This window comes from Rhizobium terrae, assembly GCF_003425685.1.
GTDB lineage: Bacteria > Pseudomonadota > Alphaproteobacteria > Rhizobiales > Rhizobiaceae > Neorhizobium > Neorhizobium terrae.
Genome location: NZ_QJKM01000017.1, coordinates 98,272 through 108,223, shown reverse-complemented (window position 1 = coordinate 108,223; position 9,952 = coordinate 98,272). Strand labels below are relative to the sequence as shown.

Here is a 9,952-nt window from a genome sequence, read left to right as displayed (position 1 = left end):
GAGGTCGCCGGCGACGGTCACGCCGAATTGCTCGACGACGGCGCAATCGAGATCACTTTCGCCTATCACAACGGCGACGAGGCCGTCCTCAAGGCTAAACGAGAGACTTCTTCAACAGCCTGCTAGGAAATTGATCTCTCCAATTCGCTCGCGACTGAATGTTTGGTTGCTCCAAGGCTTCGGCAGCGGGAAGGAAATGACTTGTTCTATCATAGAGGCCCTCTAACCATGATTCCCATAATCTATTCTTTTTTATAGTTATTTTATGTAAGTATGTACACACATAGGTTGCGCCAAACTCCTCATTGGTCAAAAAAAAGATACCTCATGACCTCGGGATGGATCGGCTCCACGGGCAGCGGTGTGCCCCATGGTTCCGGTTCAGCTTGTGATCTGAGCGGATATCGGGAGAGGCTACCGATCATCATTTGAAACAGGGCTGCTACAGAAAGATACCCATCGTCACTGGCACTCGGAAATCCGCTTTTGGCAAACTTTGTCTGGCTGTACGCGATGTGGTGGATGCCATGGTGATAGGTTCTTTTCATCATCACCTGCCCATGGATTTCGTCGTTTTCCGCACGCCAGTCGAGCATTTTGTAAAAATCCTGCACGCGATGAAGGCTTGCGACCGCGCCATCGACATCTCCAGGATCGAGGTTTTCTAGGAGCGGGCAACTACGGCAGACCCTGTTCGCTCTGTTGCCCAGCGCGTAGTTTCGATGACATGCCTTCTTCTCCGCGCACTTTCCCAGGACGTAAAAATAACGAACCACATCCTCCATAAGGAAACGAAAGCTTTCGAAATCGGCATGGGCGTTCAATCGGTGCCATCGGTTGAAGTGCGGATGGAACAGACGTTCTCGCAGATCGACGTACAGGGCTTTAGTGGTCTTCCACGACAGGCCCGAACGCTCGGAGGCAATCTCGATGGAAAAAGACATGCAGAATGCGGCTACGACCTTGTAGGCGGCAAGCTCGGTGAATTTCGCGCTTTGCACCAGGGTGCTACGTGTCGCGGCGAGTTCTTCGAGGGTACGACCAGGCGAAGATTTTGGTATAACCCACCTCCTCACAAATTCAACAAGTTAGCTACGCGCTTTCTCCGCCTTGCTTCCGAAAGTGATTAAATCGCGAGAATCGCTCTTTGCATTGCGCGGCTTATGCCGCAGATTTTCATAAGTCACGAACAAAGCAACGCCCTAAGTTTCCGAAAGAAGTGGAAAAACTCTACTTCTTAATAGGACTTTATTCCTTGATTGTTCTTGATTTGTTCTATATGATGTTTCGCTTGGAATTAGGCGGACGGAAAGGAGATGCCGATGGATAATTTTAAAACCCCTGCCATCCCCCAGCCCGAACTGGTTGGCGTTCCGGCACTGGCTCTGGACCACGAGCGTTATCGTGGCGAATTAGCCGATTTTGATATGACGGACGAGCAGAAGGACGAGATGCTTTCGATCATCTGGTCCATCATGAGCGGCATGGTCGAACTGGGCTTTACTTATGATCTCTGTGGGCAGATTTTCGATTGCGTTGAGATAGAGCCCCCTGCTCCTCCGGTCGATGTAGAATCGGCCTCTAAGATTGAGAGGTAGCAGATGAAAACAGGCCAGACACTTGCCCTTTTGTACGGAAGGGTCAGCAGCATCAAACAGACGAAAGTCGGGGATGGTTTAAAAAGCCAGGAGACCCGGTGCCGAGAATTTGCGCGGTCTAAAGGGTATGCTGTGCATGACGAGGTTTTTACGGATGATGTTTCCGGCAGTCGCGTAGATCGCCCTGGCATGATGAAGATGCTGAGCGTCGCGAAAAAGCAGAAGAGCGAAGTCGTAATCATCATCGACGACGTAAGCAGGCTTGCAAGAGGGCTCCAGGCTCACCTGGAGCTTCGCGGTTTGATCGCGAAGGCTGGAGCACGACTTGAATCTCCCACGGTCGAATTCGGCGACGATTCAGACGCCATGCTCGTTGAGCACCTGCTCGCGAGCGTGTCCCAGCACGCTCGCCAGAAAAATGGGGAGCAAACCAAAAATCGGATGAAGGCGCGACTTCAGAACGGGTACTTCGTATTTCAGGCACCGGCGGGCTACCGCTATCAGAGTGTTTCGGGTCGGGGCAAAATGCTCGTCCGTGACGAGCCCGTGGCTGCGATCGTACAGGAAGCACTTGAAGGCTACGCGATGCGCCGGTTCGAGACGCAGGCGGATGTCTTGCGGTATCTGCAAGCCAATCCTCTCTTCCCCCATGACGGCGCTGGAGCCATTATGAACATGCGGGTCACGCGCCTTCTAACCAACCCCGTTTATGCGGGCTTTGTCGAAGCGCCCAACTGGGGCGTCACACGCAGGATCGGGCAGCATGAGCCACTTGTGAGCGTCCAGACCTTTCAGCGCGTCCAGGACCGCCTTAACGACGGCGCATACGCCAACCGGCAACGGAACCTGAATGACGACTTCCCGCTACGCGGGTTCGTTGTCTGCGCTGAATGCGAAAATCCGCTGACGGCTTGTTGGTCATCCGGCATGTACGCCAAATATGCGTACTACCATTGCTGCAAACGTGGCTGCTCTCATTACGGCAAATCGATCCGCCGGGAAAAAATCGAAGGTGCGTTTGAAGCGATGCTCCAGACCGTCCAGCCAACCGAGAAGCTGTTCACCGTCGCGCAATCGATGTTTCGGGAATTGTGGGATCACCGCCTGGGCCAGACCAAGGTGCAGGCCAAGGCTCTGTCCTCCGAACTGGTAAAGATCGATAAGCAGGTTGCCCAGTTCCTGGATCGGATTGTCGGAACCAGCGTCCCGGCGGTGATCTCGGCCTATGAGAATCAGATTGAGAAACTGGAACAGGAGAAGGCTCTGATCCAGGAACGCATCGCCGATATGGGCAAACCTAAAAGCACCTTCGACGATTCAGTTAGAATTGCGATGGCGTTCCTTGCAAGCCCTTGGAATCTATGGCGTTCGGGGCGACTGGAAGACCGTAAGATGGTCCTGAAACTCGCATTTACGGAGCGATTGAAGTACGACCGGATTGAAGGACTTAGAACTGCAAATTTATCGTTGCCGTTCAAGGTGTTAGGACAGATTTTTGGTGAAAAAAAGGGAATGGCGCACCCGAAGAGATTCGAACTCCTGACCCCCAGATTCGTAGTCTGGTGCTCTATCCAGCTGAGCTACGGGTGCGTTGGCAAGCAGTGCGTCACCGCTTGCGTGGCGATCCTCTAATGGGTGCTGCGAAGGATTGCAAGCGATTTTACCGCCGACAACGTCATTCTAGTGTCACCTCTCGCCTAAACCGTTGAGAAGCAACATTATTTTCTCAAGCCCGGGCCCGGTAGTCCTCAAGCGAGACCGGACGGTCAGGAATTTCGATCCTGAACTGCGTGCCGGAACCGGGTTTTTCTACAAGCGCGATCGTGCCGCCATGGGCGAGCACCAGTTCGCGGGCGATGACGAGCCCCAGTCCGGTGCCGCCGGAGCGGGCCGAACCGCGGAACGCCGAAAAGAGGTTTTCCCGCGCTTTGCGCGGCATGCCGGGGCCGGTATCGTCTATGGTGATGCTGACGACACTGCCGACCCGATGCGCCGAGACCGTTACCCGGCGCACGATGGAAGCATCTTCCGGATCGAAATTCGCCAGCGCCTGCACCGCATTGCGGCAGAGATTGTGGATGACCCGGAAAATCTGCTCGCTGTCGCAATCCACTTCGAGATCGGCTGCGATCTGTTCGAGGAATTCGATGCCGGCATCGGGATCGATCGCCAGCATGTCCCGCACCTCCTGGGTCAGCGCGTCGAAGCGGATGCGCCGGCGGCGGGGTGCCGCTTCGGATGCCTGGCCATAGGCCAGCACTTCGCTCGTATAACCGACGGCCCGGTCGATGGTGCGCAAGAGCTTCGGAGCGAAACTTCTGACCATCGGATCCTCGACATCCGTCAGGCGGTCCGACATCAGCTGTGCCGAAGCAAGGATATTGCGCATGTCGTGATTGATCTTGGACACGGCGAGGCCGAGATCGGCAAGGTTCTTCTGCTGTTTCAGGGTGCGCTGCAGTTCCACCTGCATGGCGGTCAGGTGGCGGCCGGCCACGGCAAGTTCCCCGCGGGACCGGTCCCCTTCGAAGACACGGGCAGGATCCTCAGGATGTTCGGAAAAAAGCTGCATGCTGTGCGTCAGCCTGCGGATCGGCATGATCATCATGCGGTTGATGGCCAGAAAGATCAGCACGGCGGTGATCAGCGAGATCAGCAGCGACAGAAGAAACATTGTCTTCGAATATTTCAGCATGTCCTTGCGCAACGCGTCGTCTGTCATGACCAGTTCGATGATCATGTCGCTGTCGCCGATCGGCCCGAAGACTCGCATGACGCGGCCGCCACCGAAAACGAGCGTCTCCAGCGCATCGCGCATGGAGGACAATACGGGTACGCGGGCAAGATCGAAGACCTCGTCGACCTGCGGCTGCGTGTCGGTGGCCGCCAGCAGGCGCGATGTACCGTCCTTGCGCAGCGCAATCAGCTTGGTTCCCGTCGCCAGCAGCGTATCGTCCTGCACCGCGCGCGGAAGCTCGGCCGGCTGCAGGCCGTCGATCACGATGCCGGCGGCAGCGGCCGTATCCAGCCGGTCACGCAGCCAGTTCATGCGCATCGTCGCGACGGAGGGCACAAAAATAAGAATCTCCGCCAGCATGACGAAGATGACGGTGAGCCAGAGAAGCCTGCCGGAAAGACCGCGGAAAAGGCGCGGCATCGGTTCCGGACCTGCGCCTTCCGGCGAGGCCGCCGAGCGCCCCGAGGCGTGAACCTCGTCGTCCATGCGGGTCTCCATTTCCCTGCTCCGGCCCCTGGTCGGTTTGGTTGTCGGCCGGCTGCGGATCGTCGCCTATTCTAAAGCTTCGATCTCAATTTACCAGCCCTTCCCTACTGCAACGCAAAAAGGAAAAAGCGGAGACGATTTCCCACCTCCGCTTCCTTGTTCGTCCGACCGATCCGATTGGATCAGAATTCTTCCCAATCTCCCGCCGCAGCAGTCGCCGTCGCCGTACCGCCGCCGCCAAAGGCCCTGGAAAGTGCACCCGTCATCGCCTTCACCGGAGAGACGCGCGGTCGGTGGGCAGCGGGCGTCGCCGCTACGGGACGAGAAACCCTGACCGGCTCGACGGAGCGTTCGCCCTCGTGGCCGATGTTGAAATTCGAGACGAGCGCGAAGAGGCTGTCCGCCTCGGAAGACAGCTTGCTCGTTGCCGCAGACGTCTCCTCCACCATCGCGGCGTTCCGCTGCGTGACCTGGTCCATCTGGTTGACGGCCGTATTGACCTCGGCAAGGCCGGTCGCCTGTTCGCGGGATGCAACCGCGATGGAATGAATGTGGTCGTTGATGCTGAGAACGCGGCTTTCGATCTCCGACAGCGCCTCGCCGGTCTTCTGGACCAGCTCGACGCCCGCAGCGACTTCGCTGCCGGACTTGCTGATCAGCCCCTTGATGTCCTTGGCGGCGCTTGCCGAACGCTGGGCAAGCTCGCGGACTTCCTGTGCGACGACGGCGAAACCCTTGCCGGCCTCGCCGGCACGGGCCGCCTCAACGCCGGCGTTGAGCGCCAACAGATTGGTCTGGAAGGCGATTTCGTCGATGACGTTGGTGATCTGGGCAATCTCGCGGGAAGCCTGTTCGATACGGCCCATGGCGTCGATCGCGTTGCGGACGACTTCGCCCGATTGCACGGCACTCTGTTTGGCCTCGCTGACCATCGCGGTTGCTTCGTTGGCACGTTCGGTCGAGGTCTTCACCACGGCCGTGATCTGGTCGAGCGCCGCTGAGGTTTCCTCCAGCGCCGCGGCCTGCTGTTCGGTCCGGCGTGACAGGTCGTTTGTCGCGTTGCTGAGTTCCGCGGCACTGCCGTTGATCGAGCCGGTGGCGGAACGGACGTTCTTCATCGTGCCGCGCAGCGTCTCCATCGTCCCGTTGACGTTGTGTTGCAGTTCCTCAAAGGCGCCCTTGAAGCTGCCGCGCATGCTATCGGTGAGGTCGCCTTCGGCAAGGCTTTTGACCACGCGACGGGTCTCGGACACGCCGGCATCGACGCTCGCGATGAGTTCGTCCACCTGGCGAGCAACCCGGTCGAGGCTTTCCTCGCCCCATTGCTTGTCGATACGGCGGGTAAAGTCACCTTCCGCGGCAGCGGCGACGACGTTGGCCATGCGCGCCTGAAGGTCGTCACTCTTGGCCCGCATGGCCGACTCGGAAGCGTTCATGCGTGCGACTTCAATACCGTTCTTCCGGAATACCTCGATCGCGAGCGCCATGTCGCCGATTTCGTCCGCCCTTCCGGCGCCGGCGACCTGCGCATTGAAGTCGCCGCCGGCAATCTGCTGCATCGCGCTGGTAAGGCTCATGATCGGATGGCTGAGCTGGCGGCGGCCGAGATAGAGGCCAAAGGCGGCGCCAGCGCCGATACCGGCCAGGGTCACAGCCGAAACGAGGATGAAGAGGGTGCGGGTGAAGCTGTTGAGCTTTTCATCGACCGCCTTCAGGACCTCCCGGTCCGTCTTCACGATGGCGTCGATTTCCGCCTGATAGGCCTTGCGGTTTTCACGATTGGCGTCATTGTTGCCCTGCTCGTTGGCAGCTGCCGGGCTCACTTCGCGGCCAAGACGGGCGGTCTCGCTGCGGAAACCGGTAAACTCCTTCGAACGGCTCAGCAACTTATCGAAGGTGGCGCGCTCATCGGGCGGGACGATCTTGTTCCATCCCTGGAGAAGCTGCTCCATCTCCTTGAGGGAGGCGTTGATGCCGTCGCCGAATTTGCTGGCTTCCTTCAGGTCCTTCGACATGTATACGCCGCGGGAATCCATGACGACGGCCGTCACCAGACGATTGAGATGCTCTCCCTTATAGGCGCGATCGGCCGCAAGCTGGTATTCGTCGATCATCGCGCGATATTCGTACATGGCAAACAACGCCATGCCGCCGATAAAGCAGGCCACGAGACTCATGAGGCCGACAAGAAGGTTGATTTTACCCCGAATTTTCAATGCAAGTCTCCCTTGCGCATGTCAGAGCATCGCCATGTATCGGCGGCGCCCGTCCTTAACTCTCATAACTTGATGCTAAAATTAGCACTGAGACATTAAGAATGTTTAGCGAGGCAGCCGCGATCGCGAGCAACGCGCGGGTAGAATTTCTTACAAGGTGTCAGAAAATCGGAAAATTTGTCAGCAAATATCAAATCTAAAACGTTTCGACGGATTCTTATCCCTTATTTTAGGGCAACCAAAACCGCCCATCGAATGTTGCAGCGTTTAAGGGAATGGTTTCTGTCTTATGACTTTTGAATGCCGGCGTTCGAAGGAGCATCCGCGACCGATAAGACCGGCAGCGATTGACTTTTCGGGCAGAGTCCTCCTATAAGCCGCGCACGTTCAGCTCTGGCGGCTTCAGCGCATGTTTCCGCCCGCGCAGATCGTTTTTCCGAAACGCTCTTGCCGTCGTGATGACGGCAAAATCCAAGAAGGGCCGCACACCGCGGTGTAAAATAAATGAAGCGTACCTATCAACCGTCCAAGCTTGTTCGCAAGCGCCGTCACGGGTTCCGCGCACGCATGGCCACCAAGGGTGGCCGCAAGGTTCTTTCCGCTCGCCGCGCTCGTGGCCGCGCCCGTCTCTCGGCCTGAGGCCGGGATGCCCGGGACAAGCGGGCGATGACGACCGAAATGAAAAACAAGAAGACTGTCGGGCGGCTGAAAAGCCGGCCGCAGTTTTTGGCTGTCCGGGAAGGCGAAAGCCGACGGGGCCGAACCTTTCTTCTGGAGGTTCTGGACAGGCAAGCCCCGGACGAAGCGCCGCGCGTCGGTTTTACGGTCACCAAGAAACACGGCAACGCGGTGGAGCGCAACCGGATGCGCCGTCGCCTCAAGGAGGCGGTCCGCCAATCCGCCGGATTTGCAATGCATAACGGACACGACTATGTGATCGTCGCGCGGCGGGACGTGCTGACGGTGCCCTTTGCGGATATGACGGCACAGCTTATCGAGCGTATCGAGAGCAGGCCGAAACACAAGCGGTCCGAGGAGACCCGTTCCAGGAAAGCATGATGGAAAACAACCGCAATTACTTCATCGCGATCGCGCTTTCGGTGCTGATCGTCCTTGCCTGGCAATTCCTCTACATGAACCCGAGGATGGAAGCTCAGCAGCGTGCAGAGGAAGCCCGCCAGGCGCTGCAAGGCGATGCCTCCCAGACCGCATCGCCGGAAAGCCCCGGCGCCCAGGGCACCGGTAAGTCCTCCGGCAACCTGCCCGGCGGTACCGCCGCGACGCAGGCGCCGGTCACCCGGGACCAGGCGCTTGCCAGGTCGCAACGCGTCCAGATCGAGACCCCGGCGCTGATCGGCTCCATCAACCTCAACGGCGCGCGCTTCGACGACCTGAAGCTGCGCGAATATCACGAGACGGTGGACGACAAGAGCCCGATCATCACGCTCTTTTCTCCGTCCGAAACGGCGGACGGCTACTTCACCGAACTTGGCTATATTCCGAACGCTTCGATCGGCGCGGCGCCGAGCATCAACACGCAGTGGACGGTCGCGAGCGGCGACAAGCTGACGCAGCAGACGCCGGTGACGCTGTCCTACACCAATGAGAAGGGTGTTACCTTCACCCGCACGATCTCGATCGACGACCACTACATGCTGACCGTCGCCGACAGGATCGAGAACAAGACCGGCGCCGCCGTGACGCTCACCCCCTATGGCCGCGTCATCCGCAACACCAAGCCCGCCACGCCGGCCGTCTGGGTCATCCATGAAGGCTTCATCGGCGTCATGGGCGAAAGCGGCAGCCTCAGCGAAAACACCTACGCCAATATCGAGAAAGAGCAATACACCCACGAGAAGGCGACGACCGGCTGGTTCGGCATCACCGACAAATACTGGGCCGCAAGCATCGTGCCGCCGCAGACGTTGCCGTACGTCGCGCGCTTCTCGCATTTCACTACCGGTCAGGCGAGCTATCAGGCGGATTACAAGGGCGACGACCTGACGATCCAGCCCGGTCAATCGACCGAACTCAAGAACCTCGTCTTCGCTGGCGCCAAGGAAGTGCCGCTCATCTCCCGCTACGAGACCGATTTCGCCATTCCGCAGTTCAACCGCCTGATCGACTGGGGCTGGTTCTACTTCATCACCAAGCCGATGTTCCAGCTGATGGACTTCTTCTTCCGTCATGTGGGCAATTTCGGCGTGGCGATCCTGCTCACCACCGTCGTTATCAAGGCGCTCTTCTTCCCGCTTGCCAGCAAGCAATATGCCTCCATGGCCAACATGAAGCGCATGCAGCCGAAGATGGAAGAGCTGAAGGCCAAGCATGGCGACGACCGCATGGCCTTGCAGCAGGCGATGATGGCGCTCTACAAGGAAGAGAAGATCAATCCGATCGCCGGCTGCTGGCCGATCCTCCTGCAGATCCCGGTCTTCTTCGCGCTCTACAAGGTCATCTACGTCACGATCGAGATGCGCCATGCGCCGTTCTTCGGCTGGATCCAGGATCTTTCCGCGCCGGACCCCACCTCGCTTTTCAACCTCTTCGGCCTTCTGCCCTACGACGTGCCGCATTTCCTGATGATCGGCGTCTGGCCGCTCATCATGGGCGTCACCATGTTCGTGCAGATGAAGATGAACCCGACGCCGCCGGACCCGACCCAGGCGATGATCTTCACCTGGATGCCGGTCGTCTTCACCTTCATGCTGTCGTCATTCCCCGCCGGCCTGGTCATCTACTGGGCCTGGAACAACACGCTGTCGGTGACGCAGCAGGCGATCATCATGAAGCGCCACGGCGCCAAGGTCGAGTTGTTCGACAACCTGAAGGGCCTGTTCAAACGAAAACCGGCAGAATCGAAATAGTGTCGGGAGCCCCGCTTCGGCGGGGCTCTTTGTTTGGAGCCGGATTTG

7 protein-coding genes, 1 tRNA gene and 1 pseudogene are annotated in these 9,952 nt (G+C 58.5%); 5 read left to right on the top strand and 4 right to left on the bottom strand.

Going from position 1 to position 9,952, the window contains the following annotated elements; all coding sequences use genetic code 11:
- Positions 1 to 302: 302 nt before the first annotated feature.
- Positions 303 to 1,001, bottom strand: a complete 699-nt coding sequence (locus DMO26_RS26865) for a hypothetical protein (RefSeq protein WP_117195400.1) — start codon at positions 999 to 1,001, stop codon at positions 303 to 305.
- A 321-nt stretch (positions 1,002 to 1,322) separates the two neighbouring features.
- Here DMO26_RS26865 and DMO26_RS26860 point away from each other — a divergent pair, with 321 nt between their 5' ends.
- Together DMO26_RS26860 and DMO26_RS26855 are read left to right on the top strand one after the other, a co-directional pair.
- Positions 1,323 to 1,598 (top strand): hypothetical protein, encoded by a 276-nt coding sequence (locus DMO26_RS26860; protein ID WP_117195399.1) that lies wholly within the window; start codon positions 1,323 to 1,325, stop codon positions 1,596 to 1,598.
- A gap of 3 nt (positions 1,599 to 1,601) precedes the next feature.
- Positions 1,602 to 2,618, top strand: a pseudogene (locus DMO26_RS26855) (recombinase family protein); the annotation flags it as partial.
- A 493-nt stretch (positions 2,619 to 3,111) separates the two neighbouring features.
- On the opposite strand, the gene DMO26_RS26850 reads toward DMO26_RS26855, so the two are convergent.
- The 3 genes from DMO26_RS26850 to DMO26_RS26840 all read right to left on the bottom strand — a co-directional run bounded on the left by DMO26_RS26850 (position 3,112) and on the right by DMO26_RS26840 (position 7,037).
- A tRNA-Arg gene (locus DMO26_RS26850) sits at positions 3,112 to 3,188 on the bottom strand.
- A 136-nt stretch (positions 3,189 to 3,324) separates the two neighbouring features.
- Positions 3,325 to 4,755: an ATP-binding protein gene (locus tag DMO26_RS26845; protein ID WP_226951434.1), complete on the bottom strand. Its 1,431-nt coding sequence runs from the start codon at positions 4,753 to 4,755 to the stop codon at positions 3,325 to 3,327.
- A 248-nt stretch (positions 4,756 to 5,003) separates the two neighbouring features.
- Positions 5,004 to 7,037: a HAMP domain-containing methyl-accepting chemotaxis protein gene (locus DMO26_RS26840; RefSeq protein ID WP_117195398.1), complete on the bottom strand. Its 2,034-nt coding sequence runs from the start codon at positions 7,035 to 7,037 to the stop codon at positions 5,004 to 5,006.
- Between the two features lie 504 nt (positions 7,038 to 7,541).
- Here DMO26_RS26840 and rpmH point away from each other — a divergent pair.
- Genes rpmH through yidC form a run of 3 tightly spaced genes read left to right on the top strand, consistent with a single transcriptional unit; the run spans position 7,542 to position 9,904 of the window.
- A complete protein-coding gene (gene rpmH, locus DMO26_RS26835; protein WP_117195397.1) occupies positions 7,542 to 7,676 on the top strand; it encodes a 50S ribosomal protein L34 in 135 nt (44 codons plus the stop codon).
- Between the two features lie 27 nt (positions 7,677 to 7,703).
- Entirely contained in the window at positions 7,704 to 8,096 is a 393-nt protein-coding gene (gene rnpA / locus DMO26_RS26830; protein ID WP_117195396.1) for a ribonuclease P protein component, read from the top strand.
- Positions 8,096 to 9,904, top strand: a complete 1,809-nt coding sequence (gene yidC, locus DMO26_RS26825) for a membrane protein insertase YidC (RefSeq protein ID WP_117195395.1) — start codon at positions 8,096 to 8,098, stop codon at positions 9,902 to 9,904. Before rnpA ends, yidC begins: the two co-directional genes overlap by 1 nt.
- Positions 9,905 to 9,952: the final 48 nt, after the last annotated feature.

Excerpts from the sequence above, each read along its gene's own strand:
- DMO26_RS26860 (WP_117195399.1), top strand. The coding sequence starts at position 1,323 with ATGGATAATTTTAAAACCCCTGCCATCCCCCAGCCCGAACTGGTTGGC.
- DMO26_RS26845 (WP_226951434.1), bottom strand. The coding sequence starts at position 4,755 with ATGCCGCGCCTTTTCCGCGGTCTTTCCGGCAGGCTTCTCTGGCTCACC.
- rpmH (WP_117195397.1), top strand. The coding sequence starts at position 7,542 with ATGAAGCGTACCTATCAACCGTCCAAGCTTGTTCGCAAGCGCCGTCAC.
- rnpA (WP_117195396.1), top strand. The coding sequence starts at position 7,704 with ATGACGACCGAAATGAAAAACAAGAAGACTGTCGGGCGGCTGAAAAGC.
- yidC (WP_117195395.1), top strand. The coding sequence starts at position 8,096 with ATGGAAAACAACCGCAATTACTTCATCGCGATCGCGCTTTCGGTGCTG.